The 20,147-nt window shown below is 40.5% G+C and carries 17 protein-coding genes; 9 read left to right on the forward strand and 8 right to left on the reverse strand.

Features of this window, described 5'->3' with window-relative positions; genetic code table 11:
• Positions 1–5: 5 nt before the first annotated feature.
• The 7 genes from atcC (at position 6) to ACGEDC_RS03645 (ending at position 7,638) form a co-directional block, all read left to right on the forward strand.
• The gene (gene atcC / locus ACGEDC_RS03615; protein WP_394496479.1) at positions 6–905 is read left to right on the forward strand and encodes a cold adaptation protein AtcC; all 900 of its coding nucleotides are present in this window, start codon (positions 6–8) and stop codon (positions 903–905) included.
• A gap of 399 nt (positions 906–1,304) precedes the next feature.
• Positions 1,305–2,612, forward strand: a complete 1,308-nt coding sequence (locus tag ACGEDC_RS03620; RefSeq protein ID WP_394496481.1) for an ABC1 kinase family protein — start codon at positions 1,305–1,307, stop codon at positions 2,610–2,612.
• Between the two features lie 87 nt (positions 2,613–2,699).
• Entirely contained in the window at positions 2,700–3,530 is an 831-nt protein-coding gene (gene bla, locus ACGEDC_RS03625) for a subclass B1 metallo-beta-lactamase (protein WP_394496483.1), read from the forward strand.
• A gap of 47 nt (positions 3,531–3,577) precedes the next feature.
• Entirely contained in the window at positions 3,578–3,955 is a 378-nt protein-coding gene (locus tag ACGEDC_RS03630; RefSeq protein ID WP_080916453.1) for a VOC family protein, read from the forward strand.
• A gap of 319 nt (positions 3,956–4,274) precedes the next feature.
• Positions 4,275–5,978: an RluA family pseudouridine synthase gene (locus ACGEDC_RS03635; protein ID WP_394496486.1), complete on the forward strand. Its 1,704-nt coding sequence runs from the start codon at positions 4,275–4,277 to the stop codon at positions 5,976–5,978.
• 258 nt (positions 5,979–6,236) lie between these two features.
• Positions 6,237–6,656, forward strand: coding sequence for a GYF domain-containing protein (locus ACGEDC_RS03640; RefSeq protein WP_055023646.1), 420 nt, complete (start codon positions 6,237–6,239; stop codon positions 6,654–6,656).
• 82 nt (positions 6,657–6,738) lie between these two features.
• On the forward strand, positions 6,739–7,638 hold the full coding sequence (locus ACGEDC_RS03645; protein ID WP_394496489.1) for a DUF4339 domain-containing protein: 900 nt from the start codon (positions 6,739–6,741) through the stop codon (positions 7,636–7,638).
• Between the two features lie 364 nt (positions 7,639–8,002).
• On the opposite strand, the gene ACGEDC_RS03650 is transcribed toward ACGEDC_RS03645, so the two are convergent.
• From ACGEDC_RS03650 to ACGEDC_RS03660, 3 genes are all read right to left on the reverse strand, one after another.
• Complete coding sequence (locus ACGEDC_RS03650) at positions 8,003–8,290, reverse strand: hypothetical protein (RefSeq protein WP_065108691.1); 288 nt, start codon at positions 8,288–8,290, stop codon at positions 8,003–8,005.
• 73 nt (positions 8,291–8,363) lie between these two features.
• Complete coding sequence (gene ybaK / locus ACGEDC_RS03655; RefSeq protein WP_394496492.1) at positions 8,364–8,831, reverse strand: Cys-tRNA(Pro) deacylase; 468 nt, start codon at positions 8,829–8,831, stop codon at positions 8,364–8,366.
• A 67-nt stretch (positions 8,832–8,898) separates the two neighbouring features.
• Positions 8,899–9,294 carry a VOC family protein gene (locus tag ACGEDC_RS03660; RefSeq protein WP_394496494.1) on the reverse strand — a complete coding sequence of 132 codons (396 nt, stop codon included), beginning with the start codon at positions 9,292–9,294 and terminating at the stop codon, positions 8,899–8,901.
• Positions 9,295–9,435: 141 nt separating this feature from the next.
• On the opposite strand from ACGEDC_RS03660, the gene ACGEDC_RS03665 reads away from it, so the two are divergent.
• Together ACGEDC_RS03665 and ACGEDC_RS03670 are read left to right on the forward strand one after the other, a co-directional pair.
• Positions 9,436–10,497, forward strand: a complete 1,062-nt coding sequence (locus tag ACGEDC_RS03665; RefSeq protein WP_394496496.1) for a hypothetical protein — start codon at positions 9,436–9,438, stop codon at positions 10,495–10,497.
• 21 nt (positions 10,498–10,518) lie between these two features.
• Positions 10,519–11,088, forward strand: a complete 570-nt coding sequence (locus ACGEDC_RS03670) for a LemA family protein (protein WP_394496498.1) — start codon at positions 10,519–10,521, stop codon at positions 11,086–11,088.
• Between the two features lie 54 nt (positions 11,089–11,142).
• Here the strand turns inward: ACGEDC_RS03670 and ACGEDC_RS03675 are convergent, their stop codons facing one another.
• The 5 genes from ACGEDC_RS03675 to ACGEDC_RS03695 form a co-directional block, all read right to left on the reverse strand.
• Positions 11,143–11,820 (reverse strand): Type 1 glutamine amidotransferase-like domain-containing protein, encoded by a 678-nt coding sequence (locus tag ACGEDC_RS03675; protein WP_394496500.1) that lies wholly within the window; start codon positions 11,818–11,820, stop codon positions 11,143–11,145.
• A gap of 193 nt (positions 11,821–12,013) precedes the next feature.
• On the reverse strand, positions 12,014–12,250 hold the full coding sequence (locus ACGEDC_RS03680; RefSeq protein ID WP_394496502.1) for a hypothetical protein: 237 nt from the start codon (positions 12,248–12,250) through the stop codon (positions 12,014–12,016).
• 237 nt (positions 12,251–12,487) lie between these two features.
• Positions 12,488–15,091, reverse strand: coding sequence for an endonuclease (locus ACGEDC_RS03685; protein ID WP_394496504.1), 2,604 nt, complete (start codon positions 15,089–15,091; stop codon positions 12,488–12,490).
• Between the two features lie 64 nt (positions 15,092–15,155).
• Positions 15,156–18,287, reverse strand: coding sequence for an ExeM/NucH family extracellular endonuclease (locus ACGEDC_RS03690; RefSeq protein ID WP_394496507.1), 3,132 nt, complete (start codon positions 18,285–18,287; stop codon positions 15,156–15,158).
• Between the two features lie 34 nt (positions 18,288–18,321).
• On the reverse strand, positions 18,322–19,374 hold the full coding sequence (locus ACGEDC_RS03695; protein ID WP_394496509.1) for a porin: 1,053 nt from the start codon (positions 19,372–19,374) through the stop codon (positions 18,322–18,324).
• Positions 19,375–20,147: the final 773 nt, after the last annotated feature.

Here is a 20,147-nt window from a genome sequence, read left to right on the forward strand (position 1 = left end):
AGTTAATGCAATTAGCATTACGTGATAATAACCAAGGCCCTTACTTTAGTAGAGTACTAGAATATGGGCGCACAGAAGAAAGATTAACTGATGAGCACATCACTCAAATAAAATCGAAAGCGATTTTAATGAGTTTAAAACTGGCTGATAAGTTTTATAACAAGCATAAAATGCATCTACTTGAGCAAGCAGGCCATGATGTTATTGGAGTTGTGAGCCTTGGACTTATTGCACTGACGGGCCAAGAGCCTGCGGGCTCAGTTGCCTTGCTGCAAACACCTGATGGTGTGTTGAAGTGTTTTCAAAAAGGCTGGAGCATGTTGACCGTTGTCAGCAAACACATGCACGGTAGTGATAAATCGCTTTATGGTGATATTAATCCACTGTTGTTAGAGAAAATCTCTACACCACCCGACACAGAAGAATGGCTGGGTTGGCAAGATTATCAAGCAGCGCTACAAGATCATCGCAGCCAAGAAGCCACCAAAGTGTTACTTGAAACCTTTTATGCTAAAACTGAGCTCGATCCACTGTTCAGTTTAGGTCTTGAAAGTGTGCTGGCTGAAGCCGTCTTGTACCGCATCATGTTTGATGATGCCAAAGTACGTGAAGACATGAAAAAGCGTTTACGTAAAATAGAGCTTAATGAGCAATGGTTTAGCACTGAGTCGATTCAAAACCATACCGAACGCGCATTATCTCAACTACCTGAAACCTTAGCCGATGCCATACGCCGAGATTTAGGAAAACACTTTTATCAAGAGCTTCTACGCACCCTTAAATTTGCCAAAAAATATCGAGAATTGGCATTAAGTGACGCAAGCCCTGAAAAACTTGAGCGCTATGAGCAAAAGCATGGCTTACAAAGTGTCCTTTTAGGTTGGCAAGACACAATAGATTTTTAATCAATAGCTTAGGGCAACAAAACCTTCTTTGTTGCCCCAGCTTTTATGCTGGGTATGTTAATCGCTATTGTCATTCGTATTCATAATTATCATTACCTACCTCTTTCGATACTCCTCATTTCACTGCAGACCAGCAATTATCTCTTACTCAGGGTTACAGCTTATTCATACGTGTTAGCTTGGCTTTATTCATACCGTCTTATTTACCTCACCCAATACCCTACGATTAACTGATTGATCTAAATTCACTAATAATCGTATTGTTATTTATAATTAAATAAAGACTCATGAGCTATTAAACTGCATGTTGATAGACATTGAGTACCCCATTCTTGATACAGTGTCAGCACCATTAAGTTGATGTTGATGCTGAATACATTAATTACATGAGTTGTCACTATGTCTAAAGAAGTTGCCAGTGTTCCCAGCAGTCGGTTATCTAGACTATCCAAAATAGGCGGGCTAGCCTCTCGCCTTGCAGGCAATGTATTCGTGGAAGGTGCAAAACAGCTGAGTAAAGGGCAAAAGCCAACATTACAACAACTGGTACTTACCCCCAATAACCTGACTCAAGTCGCAGAAAAGCTAGCCCAGCTTCGAGGGGCTGCCATGAAAGTTGGCCAAATGATCTCAATGGATACTGGCGATTTACTTCCCAAAGAACTCAGCGACATTCTGGCTAGACTTCGTGATGATGCTAAAGCAATGCCTCACAAGCAATTGGTTGCTACGCTAAAGCAGCAATGGGGTGATGATTGGCTTGCGCCATTTGCTCAATTTGAGTTACGTCCATTTGCAGCTGCGTCTATCGGCCAAGTGCATCAAGCCTATCTGGATTCAGGTGAAAAGCTGGCAGTAAAAATCCAATATCCAGGTATTAAAGACAGCATTGACAGCGACATTGATAACGTTGCCACCTTACTCAAAGTAGCGCAGCTGGTCCCCGACAATGTGCAGTTTGATAAATTACTGACTGAAGCCAAAGCACAATTGCATCACGAGGCTGATTACAGCTACGAAGCAAGATTGCTAAAAGAGTATCAACAATGGGTCGCTAACGACACACGATTTATCGTTCCTAAACTATATGAACAACATAGCACTGACAGTATTCTTGTTATGGAGTTTGTCGAAGGTGTACCGATTGAATCTGTCAGCGAATTACCTCAGCTAGACAGAGATAAAGTCGCGACTGATCTATTAGCATTGTTTTTAGATGAACTGTTTACTTTTTCTTTGGTGCAAACCGACCCCAATTTTGCCAATTTTATGTACCAAAAAGAGACAGGTAGCATTGTATTACTCGACTTCGGTGCCACCAGAAAAATTACTAAGACGCTGTCTAATGGGTACCGAATGCTGATGCAAGGTGCAATGACAAGTGATAAAGCACTCATGACAAGTGCAGCCGAATCAATTGGATTTTTTCAAGACAGTATCACTCCAGAGCAACAAGCCTTTATCGTTGATATTTTTTATCAAGCTTGCGAGCCATTGCGAAGTGAAGGTCCATACGATTTTGCCAGTAGCAATCTTGCTAAACGTATTACTGATGCAGCCAAGTCATTAAGTACCAAACAAGATGAATGGCATACCCCGCCAACTGACGCTATTTTTGTTCATCGTAAACTTGCTGGCATTTATTTACTCGCCTCAAGAATACAAGCCAAAGTCGATGTAAAAAAATTGTTTTTAGTTCATCAATAATGAGCTGTTGTTTTAGATTAAAAACGGTAAGCTAAAGGTCATTTTATTTCATGCTAATAAAGCGTTATCAATAATGGCATTTTAACTATGACCCCAATTATCCATGGCATTCTAATATTGATTGTCCTGCTTAGCTCAATACTCGCAGAGCCCACTTTCGCCGAACAAGTCAATCAACCCACAATGGCCACTAAAGCAAATGCAGCCTCCCTTAACAGTTCAGATCCAACGTTGCCTTTAGCATTAAAACCAAGCCAGCATGGTGAACTGTCAATATCGGCATTATCAGACAATCTTTACCTGCATGAGTCTTTCATGCAAACCAAGCAGTTTGGGTTTGTTGGCTCAAATGGGCTAATTTTTGTCGATGGCAAAGATGCCTACTTGATTGATACTCCTTGGAGTGAAGCAGACACAATTAAATTGGTGCAATGGGTTGAACATCAAGGCTTAACATTAACAGCAAGTGTATCGACTCATTCCCATGAAGACAGAACTGCAGGTGTGGGCTACCTCAATAGCATTGGCGTTGACACTTACGCATCGACGCACACTAACCAACTATTAGAAAAAGCAGGCCACCCAAAGACAAAGCAACAGTTTACGCCCGGTCAGTTCGACTTTTTAAACCAGAAAATCGAAGTTTACTTTGTCGGTGCTGGCCACACTCACGATAATCTTGTCGTCTGGTTCCCTGAATCAAAACTGCTTTATGGAGGCTGTTTAGTTAAAAGCCTTTCGAGTAAAACCCTTGGTTACTACGGTGAAGCCGATCTGATTGCTTGGCCAAACTCAATTAAGCAGTTACAAGTTCAATTTGCCGATAGCGAACAAGTATTACCAGGTCATGGTGACATTGGTACAGGTGTTTTATTGAGTCACACAATCAAGCTACTTGAACAACATGCGGCGTATTAACAATTACCTCAGTAAATTATTACTATTATATCTATAGGGAGATACACATGTTCAGTCACATTATGATTGGTGCAAACGATATCGAGAAGTCGAAAAAATTCTATGATGCTGCTTTAGGAGCATTAGGTCATGCACCAGGTCAAATTGACGAAAAAGGCCGCTGTTTCTATTTTACTGATACAGGTGTTTTTGCATTAACCAAGCCAATTAACGGTGAAGCAGCCAGCCATGGTAATGGCTCAACAATCGGTTTTGCGGCGAAAAATGAACAGCAAGCTGACGAGTGGCATGCTGCGGGTTTGGCAAATGGGGGCGAAAGTTGTGAAGATCTTCCAGGTTACAGACAGGGGCCAAACTTTAAATTGTATTTAGGTTACCTTAAAGACCCTGCAGGTAATAAAGTTTGCGTGCTTTATCGTCCTTAACCTTCTTAACTGCTCACGGCATAAGTAAGCTTAATGATGCTGAGGTATACATGTCAATGGCGCCCTGTGAGGCGCCATATTCTTATCAGATTGGGCAATCGATATACAATCAGCGCTATTACTGATGATTCTATGGTTAACTGATGCACTTGTGTTGCATTCAAGGTAAAATTAACAATGCCCATCATTGTTATAGTTAAACTCATTTTTCTGTTATTAAATGATTAAAATGTTTACGCTTCATAAGTGAAAGCATGAGCGATGATGGTACCTGACTATTTCTCAATATTTTTGATGTTTATTCTGTAAAAGGTTATCCATGTCTGAACTCGATCCCCGTTTCATCCAATTCGACGAATCGGTTGCTGATATCCCTTTACCAGAAAAATTCACCTTCCCATTTTTTTATCAGCCACACCCTCTAGCCATTAAGGCTTCTGAGCAGCTTCAACAACACTTGATGCATCAGACTGATTGGCAACATAACTTCGGAGTGACGCAAAGTCATGCTCCTGAAGCGCTGCAATCACTGCCTGTTATTGGCAAAATGTTTGGGGTTCTCGTGGTTAAAGATGCTCATAATCAACTCGGGTTTCTGGCCGCATTTTCAGGAAAAGTCGCCGACCAAAATATTCTCCCATATTTTGTGCCACCGGTATTTGACATGCTCAGCCAAGATAGCTTTTTTAAAGACGAATATGAGGCAGTCAACACATTAAGTCATCAGCTGACTGTTTTACAAAGCGACCCTAACCTTGCGTCTTTGACTGAAAACCTTAAATTGCTGATGTTAAAAGCCGAGCAAGAGATTGCACAGTTTCGTCAGCAAATGATTGAGAATCGTAAAATTCGCAAAGCAAAGCGCAGTAGTCTGACCAATCTAACAGAAGATGAGCAAAAAACACTGTCGATAGAATTGAGTCGACAAAGCGTACAAGATAAGCATCAACTCAACAGCATTAAAGCAAGCTGGGAGCACAAATGTGGCTTGGTGCAGCAGCAATTAGACGCACTGACAAATCAAATTGATTCTATCAAACAGCAGCGAAAGCAAGTATCGAATACACTGCAACACAAACTATTCGCCCAATATCGTTTTTTAAATATACGTGGTGAAAGCCGAGATTTAACCCATATATTTAAAGATGCCCCTAACCAGCAGCCACCCGCGGCAGCAGGAGAATGCGCTGCGCCTAAGCTACTACAATATGCTTTTCAACAACAATTCACTCCCATCACGATGGCAGAGTTTTGGTGGGGCGAATCACCCAAGTCAGAAATCAAACAACATAAAAACTACTACCCTGCATGCCATGGCAAATGTAGGCCTATTTTAGGTCATATGCTTGATGGTATGAACGTAGATGAAAACCCATTACTTAACAATCCCGCCGAAGGGGTTGAGCTGCCAATTTTATATCAAGACCCCTATATTGTGATTGTTAATAAGCCAGCTAACTTCTTATCGGTACCCGGTAAAAATATTACTGACTCGGTATACAGCAGAATGAAACAACGCTTTCCAAATGCAACTGGACCATTGATTGTGCATCGGTTAGACATGTCAACTTCGGGCTTAATGGTAATCGCGTTATCAAAAGAGGTTAATAAACACTTAGTACAGCAATTTATTGCTCGAACAGTCACCAAGCGCTATATCGCAAAAATCGACGGTGAAGTAACCGAAGATAGTGGCACTATCAGCTTACCTCTAAGGGTAGATCTTGATGATCGCCCAAAACAGCTCGTCTGTGATGAACATGGGAAGCACGCAGAGACATTTTGGCAAAAAGTCACCACAGAAAGTGGCAAGAGTTTATTACATTTATACCCTAAAACTGGGCGTACCCACCAATTAAGAGTACATTGTGCACATCATCTGGGATTAAACATGCCAATTTTAGGTGATGATTTATATGGTAAAACAGAACAGCGGTTACATTTACACGCTCAACTATTATCCATTACCCACCCACACACCAATGTAGCAATGACATTTGAAGTCAATGCCGACTTCGAATAATACAATCGTTTTAAACACTCATTTGAACACCATTAGCTTCTGCTAATTTACTCAGCAATAAAAACTTGAAAATTTAACTATTTCGAAGTAGATATGTTAACGAATATAGGTTAATGTAACCAGTTCGTATGATATGCGGTTTAATTTTTTTAACCCTGCAAGCTGACGTTTTCCTTCGTTATATTTTGAAATCACCAAAGCTGTTGATTGTATTCATAAAACTTTAGCTTACTACACGATTAAGGATAAGAGTGGACTATGAAAGAGTGGTATTTCTCAAATAATGGTGAGATCAGCGGACCGTTAGGCTTAGCTGATTCGAATAAATTTATTGCATCGAACCCTGATGTTTATGCGTGGCACCCGTCTTATGCCCAATGGGTACCAGTTAGCCACGTTGAAGAATTTGATATTACAGTGTCTCCGCCACCGCCTCCTGCGGAGATCCCACAACAGTTAATCGAGCGGTTTACCGCTAAGGAACGTGAGTTGAATTCAGCCCTTGGCCGAATCGACACCACGCTAAAAACGATTAATTCTTCAATGTCAGATATTGGACGTGACTCAAGCCGTTATAAGGTCACAACAAAAGAGTTGAATGAAAAAGTAGAAGCGACGCTTCGTAGCGTTAATGAACAATATGCCGCACTTCAGAAAACCTTATCAGGTGTGAGTTAATTAAGTTTTACCCGACTTAAAAACTGATTAAATCTGAGTGGCATATAACAATTGTTGTTAACTAAATAAAAAGAATACGACTATGAAAAAATGGTATTTTTCCAAGAATGGTCAAGTAACAGGGCCGTTGAACGAAGTTGAAGCAAAAGAATTTTTAATGAAAGATGGCAACTGTTACGGTTGGCACCCTTCATTCACACAGTGGAAGCCGGTAAGTTGCATTAAAGAATTTGCCCACCTTGTGCCTGTCATCACACCGCCAGCATTGATTCCTCAAGATCTTATTGAAGAATTTACTGCCAAGGAAAAAGCACTTCAAGTTAAAGTCGCGAGCATGGAAGAAAGCGTGGCAGCAACTCAAGGCGTGCTGGTTGAGTTTGAGCAGGAAATTAACACATACAAAAAACTGACAATTAACTTAACTGATGAAGTTAAATCAAATATTGATCCTTTTGAAAGCAAGTACAACTCTTTCAAAGGGTCATTTGATGAGCTAATTTCTGCATTATCAATTGCCAAGACTGAAGTTAATGAGGTCACTACTGACTTCAATCAACGCGTTGCTAAGCAAGCTGCTGAGAATACGAATAGCCCAGTAAGTGCGCCAATTGTAGCACCAGCAGCACCTGCGCCAGAGAAAGCATCAAGCTCTAGCCTTTCTCCTGACAATGTTTCTGAAATCAGTAATCAAATTCAAAAAGCACTGGCAGAAAGTATGCTTAAATCAGCCGCAGAAGACTCTGCAGCAGAAGAGCTTACAGCCGCTAATACAGTAAGTGCAGCAAAAAGCCTTGACCCGGTAGCCGTATCTCCGAAGAAAGCAAAACCAAAAATTGACAAAATTGAATTCTCTGAAGATATCTCTGAAGACAAGCAAGCTGAAGATGCAGCCGGCATTAATGGCGTAACAAGCATCATCAAGTCCGTCTTCAAGGGGGACACTAAGAGAAATGAAAAAAGTCCGAAACGCCGGATGATGTAGCTCAACTGGCGCAAAGTAACGAAGCTACCGCTAAGACCAAAAAATCTGGTGAAACTGCAGTTAATGATTCAGCAAACGATTCTAATAACGAATCGGACGATGGTGATAAAGAAGGTAGAATGAGACGTCGTAGAAGACGCACTCATTACATTGCTTCTTAATACTTAGCTAAATATGGCATTGCTCTGCATATCAGAGCGGCGCGAGTTTCTAAGTTTTACTTTGTAAAATGCTAAATGAATTGATTGAAAAAAGGCTTATCTAAACGATAAGCCTTTTTTATTGTTCAATATTGCCATTTAACTACTTTATCAACGGATAACGTATTTCCATTGGCTTTATGTACTCAATTGAGCATTAACGATCAAATGTTAGCAGCAATCAGCCTTGACGCCTCTGTTACTGTTTTGGCATCAGCACGATCGATAATCTTAACCAGTGTGGTTTGAATCACCTCATCTTCTCTTACATCAACTTTGCTCTTAAAAGATTGCTGCTGCGGCTCAGCTCCTTCATCTAATACAAACTCAATTATCACTTCGTCAGCGATATCTTGGGTTTTCCCCTGATAGATGATATTAACTTGCGGATAACCTTTAAAACCTGCTTTTACTTTTTTAGCGATTCTCTTTCTTGATTTATCTAAATTCATATTCCATTCCTAAAAGTAAAGCACTGCCATTTGGCGATTAAAAATCTTTCAAGCTATTGTACTAACATAACGATTATTGCGTGATACTCGCAAAAGAACCTTGAGTTAACGCACAAAGTGATGTTGGCGATAAACCGATTTCTAGACCGCGCTTACCTGCACTGACATAAATGACATCAAATTGTTCAGCGCTCACATCAATCACAGTCGGTAATCGCTTCTTTTGCCCTAACGGGCTTACCCCACCTAGGACATAACCTGTGGTTTTCTCAACCCGTTGCTTATCTGCCATCACAACTTTTTTAACCCTAACACTCTTAGCCATTTGTTTTAAATTAAGCTTTGAAGAAACGGGCGTAATAGCGACAGCTAATGTTCCATTATCTAACTGCACCACCAAGGTTTTAAAAACTTGCTCAGCACACAGGTTTAACTTAGTTACCGCTTCGTCGCCATATGACTGTGCACTAGCTTCATGTTGATAGCTAAGCACTTGATGACTAATCCCTTCTCTTTCCAATAAATTAATTGCAGGGGTCATGTATTCCTCAACGCTTTTACCTTACTCGCTAATTGGACTGACGTAACTTAGTGGCTAATCTGATTTATCACTCTTTTTTAGCAGAGGTGTTATTGACGACGTTTTCATAGTCAAAAGTTGTAATCTCAAATGGGTTTCCATCAGGATCGCTAAAATAAAGCGACCATGAAATATCATGGTCGCTCACCACAAATGTCACTTCATGAGTAGTTAAATGTTGTTGCCATAATAAAAAGTTTGCCGCATCAACACCAAAAGCGACCGTGGTTCTTTTTTGAAGTTCAGATTCAAATAAAGCTAAATGCAAATCCTCATGAGCAACCACTAATGGCCCTTTATCAACAGCCCAAAACGCCAATGACTCAACAACAGAGAAACCTAAAACCGCTTGATACCATTTCACTGCTTGTTGTCGATTCTTAAGGTAAATATGGATATGGTCAAATGATTGAAGCTTTGGCATTGACTGTCCTTTAAAATAAATAGATGAATTGGCAAGGGTAGCGATTTGTAAACGAATGTATCTCAAATTTATATAAAACAATACTTTACAGTTTAAAATGGCTGAGTAATATATGGATATTAAATTCTACAAGGATGTCAAATGCCTCAAGAGTCGCCAGTCGATACGCCTAAAAATACCACTGAGAAGCCTGCAAATAACCAATCTCTAAGTCAATTTTTAAAGCAACTCAAAAGCCAAGTTAGCCACTCAAGCTCTATTGATGTCATTAAAGACGCATTAGATACAGCAATTCATTACCCAAACAAATTGTCTTATAACAATACTAACTTATTCATTGTTATCGCTATAGCCTTATTTAGCGGGATTGGATATTGGTTTTACCTAGAGCAGTTAACTTATTACTACCGCTATACTGACCTGGATTATGCCGTTTTCGCAGTCTGTATCATCACACTAATTATACCAATTTGGCAGTTTTTTAACCGCCGCAGCCAAATTAAAAAAGTCTCAACCCTGATAAGGGACGAAACCTTAAAACACCTATACAATATGCGAGATTGCGATGGCAGTTTTTTAAAGGACGCAGAAAACAAGTTTGTCGACTTTAATCGAGGTAATTACTCTCAAAAAGTAGAATGGGGTAAAGAAATTGATTTTCATGCAGAAAGCGGGTTAATTCGAGCATCTGTGGTTTATCATCATTATGTGGATAGAAGAACTGAAACCTATACTGAATCTGACGGTAAAGGTGGCACTCGAACACGTACTAGAACCGTATACGATCATTACTATCGACAAGGTGTCATCATTCCACCTATCAATAAAACCACCCACTTAGTGATGAGTGAGTCGAGATTATCAAAACGCTGGTCACAACGCTTTATGCCAGCGTCAAGAGAGTTTGAAAAAGCCTTCCATGTTCAAGCACAATCTGAGTTCGATGCGGCTAAGTTTCTGGAGCCTGCTGTCGTAGTGGCATGTGAACAACTCAATAATAAACTAAAAAATCTCACCATTGAATTTGCTCATGATGGAAGCTTATTAATTAATCAACACAATACTAACTTACTCAATCCTGCTATGGATTATGACATCACTGAACCAGAAAAATTTAAACAAGAGTTGCTTAATGACACTTCTCTGTTCACAGTGAATAGTATCTTTGGCTTCGTTAACCAAATCATTAAACACACAACCTAACCTAGGAAATAAGGAACCACTATGGAAATGTCGTATGTGATATTAGCCGTCATTGTTGTTATCTCGATTATTATGCTGACCATTTACAATGCCATTGTTAAAGAGCATAACGCAGTACAACGCGGTTGGGCTGATGTGTTAACGCAAGAAAGACAACGTAGCCGAATCATCCCTGAGCTTGATCGTGTTCTGCAAGAGCACAAAGATTACGAAAGTGATTTGCTGCCTAAAATCACCGCATTACGTCAAGGTATTAATGCGCTGCAAGATAATAATATTGACCCGAAACTGCAAAGCCAGGTTGATAAAGCATCACAAGAATTAATCAAAGGCATCAATGTCGCTGTGGAAGCATACCCAGAACTTAAAGCCTCTGAGTCTTTCGCCAAGTTTATGGGGGAAATTACTGAGCAAGAAGAAAATGTCGGTGCTGCAGTGCGTATTTTTAACCAAAATGTGGCTAATTTTAATAACTGTATTCAAGCTTTCCCTAACAATATCGTCAACAGCTTGTTTAACAAAAAGCAGGTTATTGAAGTATTTACTGACAGTAAAGCCCAAGCAGCTTTTGAATATAAACCTAAGTTCTAGGCCATATTAGCAAGTCATAAACATCATGTTAGTGGGGCTTAATGCCCCACTTTTTTAGGCTTGTTGTACTAAGTTAGGTTGGCCGAAGTAATGTATGTTTTTTGGTATTAAGCTAGATTCAGTCGTTAACAAGCCACTGTGAAGTACTACCGCATCATCATCTGAACACAATAATAAGTCATGTTGGGTATGGGCAACAAAATCCATTATTTGAGCAGTGGGTTCTTGCGGGTTTTTAACGTGTGGTACAAATTGAAAAGGCATTATATTAAGCGCTGATGTGTTAGCCAACCCAATTGAATTTGTATCGCCACATAATATGGCGCTACTGATATCTGGCGTCAATATCATTGCACCAGCACTGACGCCAACAATCGGTAAGCCATTTTCAGCTAAATGATAAAGCTGTTTATCAAGCCCTCGTTGCTTTAGCCAATATAGAAATCGAAACGTATCGCCACCCGATAAATGAACCAAACCAGCCGCTCTTAAAACCTTTAACGTTGCTTGGGCATCAAAGTCCTGCTCTAGTTCCACATACTGAACAGTATTAAACCCAAGTTGACGATAACAATCGGCAATAGGATTAAAAAATTGCCTTTGTGCATCAGGTTCTGAAGCGATATAAACCACAGGTAGTGATTTTAAATCGTTTGAAAGTCCATCGATAAAATACCTTAATGCCTTGCTCGCATTGGCGGTATCGGTATGACTTAATAGCGCTACATTCACTCTGAATCCTTTCTATTTTTGTGATTTGAACGATTGGGTGTTTGCTTAGGTAGTTACTGGCTTATAGCGAGTGACTAAAGTTAATAACTAAAGCTAATAACTAAAGCTGATAACTAAAAAGAGTAACTAAAGCTAATAACTAGCACTTAGTCGTGTTCCCCCATCCCCTTCGCAGTTGCCTGTATTCAGCTAATTAATCATTAGGTAATGATTCGAATAAAGCCCGTTTCTCTTCCATAAAAGCCTGTAATGCTGATGGGTTTTGCATTAAATCAGACATTGCCGTCATTGCCTGAATATGTGCAGGCTCTTGCTGCTGAAACATCAGCTTTCCATGCGCCTGACTCAAGGTTTGTATTTGTTCAAAATTGTCAGCTTGAAAACGCTGGTCACAGGCGCCGCCTAATTGCTTACATGTCATTGTTTTCATCACTTATCCCTAATATCACACCAGTAAACAGCTTAAAACAAGCCTACAAATTACTATTATGTAGATAACGCACTATTGCAATCCATATCAACAACAACACCGAATTTAGCAATAAAAAAAAACCAGCTGTGCAACTCTATGCTCAGCTGGTTTTCTGTGAGTTAGTCACTCATTTTATAAAACTGAATACTACGACTAACTCATATTAATGGTTACGCCATGAATCAAGACAAACGCTTATGATTGACGACGACGCCAAAGTAACGGTAGCAGCATCAGTAAACCAGCACCCAAACTACCGGCGCCTTCTGGTTTGCTCCAACCATCTTCTAAAGTGTTGCTAACATTTACACTAACAGAGGATGTCACTTGCTCTTCACCATCGCTAATCACAAGTTCAAATACAAGCGATTGATCAACAGAAACTTCAGGGGAGTTAACCGTTAATACTAAACCATCTGCACTGTACTCAGCAGCGGCACCTGACACTTGGTTCCACGTGTATGTTAACCCTTCAGGCTCATCAGCTATAGCAGCAGTAATCGTCGTGGTTTCACCTTCATTTAGTTCAGTGTTACCACTAAAGCTAACATCAAAAGCTAATGGCACATTGATAACAGACACATTAACCACTTGAGTTTTATCCAGTACACCGTCACTGACCGTTAAAGTAAACGCTATTGCTGTATCTGCTGTCACCTCTGGTGCAGTTACAGATAATATAGCCTTAGTGCCATCAAAGGTTAACGCTGGTCCAGCTGTTTGCTCCCAACTGAAGCTAAGCTCTGAACCATCTTCAGCAACCGTAGCTGATGCATCAATAACCAGTGTTTCAGCTTCGTTCACTTGCTCTGGTGCATCGATAATTACGTCAACATCTAAGCTCGGATTAGCTGGATCACCACATTGGTCACCATAAACTTGTTGAACCCACTCTGGGTAATCAATGTATGGGTTACGGTTTCCTTGATACTTATACACGGCATCATTACGCTGTGTATCAGCAGCATCAACTGGATCTTGTTGATGCCAAGCATAAAGTGTACATAGCTTGCCATGCAGTGGGTCGTTATTACTGACTTCATCAGCCGTAGTGATGCGATCCACTGCAACTAAGTCAGGCATGTTACTGTCATTGCCTTGGTAACGTGTATCCATGTAAAGGATCATACGTGCGACATCACCTTTAACTTGATCGCGAGGCTCAAAACAACGTGCCGCAGTATCTAGGTAATTGCCTGGTGCGTCAGCCACCTCAGTTCCAGTATCGCTACACTCATTAAAGTCATAGTTACTGCGAGTTGAGTTAACCTTTACATTCGTTGGACGTAAATGGTGCGCATCGGTGTAACCTAATTGCGACTCACTTGGGAAGCCATGGCTTTTAGCCCAAACGTGTTCACGGTTCCAGTCACTGGTATTGCCGCCATTATTTTGCTTAGACACAGATAGGCCTGTGTAAAGCTCAATAACATTACTGCTGTTAGCAGGATCTTCATCAGAATAAGACAGTGCTGTCCAAACTTGCTTGTAAGTTAGCTGTTGATGACCTGCAGTAATAGCAACAGAAATGGCATTTTTCATTGCTTCAGCATCATCAAAACTCCCCGCCAGAACGTTAGTATAATAAACGTTACCGTCAAAGGTGGTTGGGTCTGCAACAGGAGTTAACTCTTCACAACCTGAGCAAGGCGTATCTGGGTCTGGCTCAACTGGCGTTTCGCCACATGCACTTTCCCCAGCACAACCTAGGCCATCAGCAGTGTCCTTATCAAATGTCACCCACTGATTGTTATCACCAGGGAATGCTGCTGTTGCATCAGTATCACCAGCGGTGACACTGTCTTTGCGACGTAGCGTTTTGTCTTTTGTCGAAAAGTTTGCATCGTTCGGATCCGTCCATTCAGAACCAGGATCTTCACCTAACTTACCTAAACGGTCGATAACCACATCATCTTTATAAAGAACCAGCGCATCATCACCATTAAAATAAGTAACAGTTGAAGCCGTGCCCACTTTGAATGCGTCATCGGCACTGCTGTTATGGAAAACAATGCTTTCACCAGCAGCCAGCATACCTGTTAGTGTTTCGGTATTACCCGCATCAGTGCTGCCATTGCCATATAAACTTAACGTGTATACAGCAGCATCTAAATCAATTGCACTGCCACCTACGTTAGATAATTCAACAGCTTTATTATTGCCACCACCTTCTACGTATTCGGTAATGATTAATACACCAGGTTCAGCAGTACAAGCACCTTCACCAGGGCAACCTAAGCCATCACTGGTGTCTTTATCGAATACTAGCCACTGGTTATCAGTACCCGGAAAATCAGCCGAGGCATTGGTATCACCTGTAGTGATACTGGCTTTGCGTCTTAACGTTTTATCTTTAGTCGAAAAGTTAGCATCGTTTGCATCGGTCCATTCAGAACCTGGGTCTTCGCCAAGCTTGCCAAAACGGTCAATAATGGCGCCGTCTTTTGTCAGCAATAACGCATCGTCACCATTAAAGTAGGTTACAGTTGATTCAATACCCACTTTAAAAGCGTCATCGGCACTGCCATTGTGGTAAACAATACTACTGCCAGCAGCTAATGTACCGGTGAGAATTGACGAGTTACCCGCTTCAGTTGAACCATTCGAGTAAAGTGTAATCGCGTATTGAGCAGCATCTAAATCTACTGCACTCGTGCCTAAGTTTGAAATTTCAACAGCTTTATTACTACCACCACCTTCAACATACTCGGTAATGACAAGATCAGCATTAGCAGCTGTTGACGCTGCAGCTAACAGTAGGGTAACTGCTTTTGCGACTGCGTTAATTTTATTATTCATAGTCGTATCTTTTTATTAGAAAGTGAGGTGAAGCTAGCGCTAACACCTCACTTTGGGGTTGAACTTATTTACGATTACGGCGACGTAATGCCGATAATCCCAACAGACTCAGTAGACTGATAAATCCGGTGCTACCGCCGCTACCATCATGTTTTTCTTCTTTGATATCAGCCACTAATGCATCACGACTTGCGACTTCGATATCTAATGAAACCGTAGAACCATCAACCACTGTTCCGTCACGTTCCAATGTCACCTTGGCAGTGAAACGAGCAGATGGAGCACCAAACACTTCGAAGTTCACCAAGGTTTCGCCGTCTTGAGTTAATACCACATTCGGTTCAACCAATTGGCTCATGTCTAATTTAGCTTCATCATCTTTTGGTGTGAGCTTAATCTTAGCGATATCACCCGCCATAGCCCCTGCTACTTCAGGGATCTGATATGGCACTTTAATCAACTTATTAAGCTTGGTTAGATAGATAGGCGTGCTTGAGTCAGCTTCACCCGGTAAGTAACTTAGTGTCACAAGCGCTGGATCATGATCCGACGAGCGGAAGTGATCTTCGGCATAAAACTTGTTGTACTCGTTATCGTAGTCGCCTTTGTATTCATTGTTGTAATCGTACAAACTAGATTCAGCAGCATTAATGTGCCAATCCGATGCATCAATCACACGATCTTCAAGCGATGGAGAAATTAAGATGTGATCTAATGAACCCACTTCGTCGTTATAAGAATAACTCCAAGGTGTTTTGCCTTTTTCTTCAAAGACTTTAGAAATAATATCGATGTAACCGTAGCTTTGTGTAATTGCCACAGGTGACCCATCGCTATTAAATTGCGGCTTAGTACCAACAAAGGTATGGCTTGCTGTCATCAAGGCTTTATTACGTGGGTTTTCGGTCAGAACCAGTAACGGATCCTCTTTAGCATAAGCATTTAAATCACCTAAGATGATGCTATCACCTTCAACAGACTTTAACTCTTCAGCTAAATGTACTGCACCAGAAATACGGAACTCAGAACACGAACCTTGGTAATCAAGATCTGGCGCATCATCAGTCCATTTAGTGGCATCACCAAACTCAACACCTTGCCAGTCTTCCCAACAGGTTGACCCTTTAGATTTAAAGTGATTAACCGCTAAGGTTAAACGCTTACCTGTTTGGTTAACCATGAAGGTGACAACTAGCGCATCACGATGATAGTTTTGACCACTTTCTAGGATCTCATCGTTGTTGTCCTTGATGACTTCGTTGTTGTCATTAACAATGGTAGGCGCTTTTTGTTGTGGCATTGTCACAACTCGTGTGCGTTCAATACTCAGCTTGCTTGGGCGATAAATAATACCCGTTGCAATTGCATCAGAACCTAAAGCATCTAACTCATCAAGCATTTGGTTACCGTTGTGGTCGAAACCAACAAACACATAACGGTTCTCTGTTGAGTAAGGCTTATCAAAGTTATCGGCATACTCATCGTTATAGTAAACGTTAACTTCATTGACTAAATCTGCAATCGCACTTTTTAGTCCATAACCATTGTTTTCAATTTCCATCAAACCAACAACGTCAGCATCGAGTGCACGAATGGCTTCAACTAACTTAGTTTTCTGTTGGATGAATTCATTGTAAGTATCAGCACCACGGCTTTGGCCGAATTGGTTTTGATCACCGCCAAATGGCGAATTAAAGTAATTGAATAGGTTTTGACTTGCGATACGAATAGCAAATTCATCATCGGCTACAGTTTCATCAATATCAGGGCTATCAGTTCTTGGCAGGTTGTGAACAAAGTTATTGCTCGTTAGCTCATTGGTAACTGTTAAGGTGTAGTCGCCGTAGCTGTAACTAATCACACCTTCCATCCCCACTACACTGTCATCAATGCGAATGTAATTATTTTCAGGTGCAACTGAAAAGTTAGGGTAATAAGGGATATTGTCATTACTTGCCTGTGTCGCGCTTTCAATCACTAGACGGTAGTCATTATTTTGCGCAGCAGCTGCAATTGACTCAGGTGTACCAGCAACATTTAACTGATTTGGCTGCATGTTAGGACGCATATAAGCCAACGTCATATTGTTGCGGAAACTGTCGTAGTTAAAACTGAAACTACGAGAAACACGCATGTCTTGATTACCCTCTTGTTGAGGATTCAAGTCTTCTGGTAAATTAACCACCATGCCTTCGTAACGTGCTAATGTGGTTTCAAAAGAACCACCATCAGAATCAAGTATTTCGATATCTGTAGCAACAGTCTCAGTAAAGTCACTGTTAGTGATTTCCCAGTTTTCTGCACTTAACTGAGTTTGACCATAACTTTCAGCAACATCACTACCTAAACAAACGGTGCGGCCGACAAGCTGGCTATCAGCGCTACCACTTTCAACAAAAATACCGTCAGACGTTAATGGATTACCATCTGCAACTTCATCACGTAGATAGAAACCTTTCTTAGGTAGGTCAACAACAGCAGTTACCACACCTTGCACTGCAACCGCTTCACCTTTTAGTGGAGACTCGCCACCAGTACCTTGAATGTCACTGATGCGGGTTAAGTTTTCACATACAAATGGAACATATGATTCAGCAAGGTTTGGCGCACCAACTGTGCTCATATCCAGTGGCGTAATCACTTCCCACTGCGATGCATCAAAGTCACTTGACGGTACTGGCGCATTGCCTTCACTGTCTTGGCGACGACGTAAAGTTGTGTCTTCAGCCCATACGCTTGTATTATCCGCAGCGCCAACTCGGTCAATGATCACATCACCGTTTTTAATATAAAAACCGTCATTACCGCTTAAGTAAAAATCACTGTAGTTACCATTACCTTCACCAATAACGAACGCTCCGCCATTATCAGTAATGATTTGTTTGTACTCGTCACTCGCAGCCGAATTAAGTACAACAACAGATTTACCCGCTTCAACTGTAATACCGGTTAATAGCGGCTCACCTTCAGCTGTTAACATTTGATTTTCGTATTTACCATTACCCCACATAAATGCGGCAGTTTCATCGGTAAAAGTGAAAGATTCAGTTGCGTGAGTATTCGTAATTTCTACAGAGCCAACTTCAGCGCCATAATTTTTTTGCACCATTTCGGTGATCAGTAGATCGTTGACGCCAGCGTTGGCACCTACACTGATGACACTGGCGATTGCCAGTGAAAGGAAACTTTTCTTCATAGTAAACTCGATAATTGTTTAACTGAAAATGAAACTAGAAGTACATGCGTACGTATGCATAGCCGGCTTCTGGCGCTTCGCCTACACGACCTTCAACAGACAACACAATGTCTCTTGCTGGACGGTAATTAAAACCTACGCTTGCCCAGCGACGATCTTTGCCATATTCAGCGGGTAATTCCGTGAAGTCATAGTTCGGGCTTTCAACATCCCAACTCTCATACTCTTCATGGTTAGCTGAAGCTATAAATTCCCAAGATTCATTCAGTTGGTATTTACCGCTTAACGTGAGGCCATAATTGCGGAACGTTTCATAAGCGAGATACACATCGCCACTTTTACGTGTTGCAAGATCTTCATCTTCAATAAAACCATTTAAGCCTAATGCAATATCAGAGGTCACTTGAACACGCATGCCAAGTCCAAATAACTGCTGTTCGCCATACTTAGATTCACCTTCTGAACCGCCACGCGCTTCAACACCAGCAACAACAGAAACAACGTCTGACATCCAACCTACGTAGCCATTTACAATGTCACCTTGAGGTGAACCATTCTTATGCTCTCCTTCATAAGAATAAGAAACACCGTAAAGCAGATGATCGAACTTAGCTTCGTACTTAACCGTGTTTTCTTGATCGCCCGCTTCACCAGTTTCAACAGACTTATTAAATGTAAAATCACCGAAATGATCGTATTCATCAAAAGCGGTATCCGTTAAACCAAGTTCAACCCAATGATGATCATCAAACATATAACCGACATACATTTTGTCGATAGCAAGTTCAAATTCGCCGTCACCACCTAGCCAATTGCGACGTTGATAATCCAACTCCAATCTGTATATGTAGTTTGAGCGCTGTCCTTTTACTCCCAAGGTTGCAAAACTGTCATCAACATACCCTTTGGTGTCATAAAACTCGTCATGGTTGTAATCTGAATTAGTACCAAAATGGCCACCAACACCCACTTCACCATAAAGGTCAAGGTAATCCCCATTGTCCTCTTGTTGTAATGTCACTGCACTGGCAGTTGTCATACAAAACAAAGAGGCTAATGCGATTGCAACTGTTGTTTTTTTAAGCATCGCGTTTATTTCCATTAGTAAACTTCAGTGACTTCATTTGAAGGCTGAATTCTGACTTATTTATTATTTGTGTGAGGTTGACTTATTGACGATGAACATATTGGAAGCGTTTTCATATTTAAAAAACTTATTAATAAAAACCGAACAAAAGATATTCAAAGAAATGTAAACCAAGCAAAAACAGAGGTGAATTAACACTGTTAACACTCGATTTGTTAATAACTAGTTAATATTAACTTGTAAAAAGCAGGAACAAATTGAACAAAAAACACTCAATTTTAAAGCGGAATTTTAAAACCCCAATATTTACATTGTCATTACATTTGTTTGATTAACTTATATAAGAAGTCGTCACAATCAACATTCGAATATTAAGCAAGTTACATATGTATAGCAAGGCACGGATAGAGATCTACATCACAAAACATAAGTACCACCAAAGCTTAACAAAAGATAAATAACCTATACATTATATGCACTTAACTTACCACTAAGTGATACAAGAACCTAAACATAATTAACCGTATTGCAAAACAATAGAGGGATATAAGAAGGAGGTTTTTAATAAAAATAACGCCACACAAAAACAACAATTGCAAGTCACCACAAAATAAACCGAATAAACATAGGCTTAATCAAAAACAATAACAGATATTTAAATTGTAATATTACAAATATAGTTCGAAATAAAAAACAGAGATAAAAAATCAAAAAATCAAATAAGATACAAATTTACACAAACTGTTATTTAATCGATTTAGTTACACTTATAT

The organism is Shewanella sp. ENK2 (assembly GCF_043568515.1).
GTDB classification, from domain to species: Bacteria; Pseudomonadota; Gammaproteobacteria; order Enterobacterales; family Shewanellaceae; genus Shewanella; species Shewanella japonica.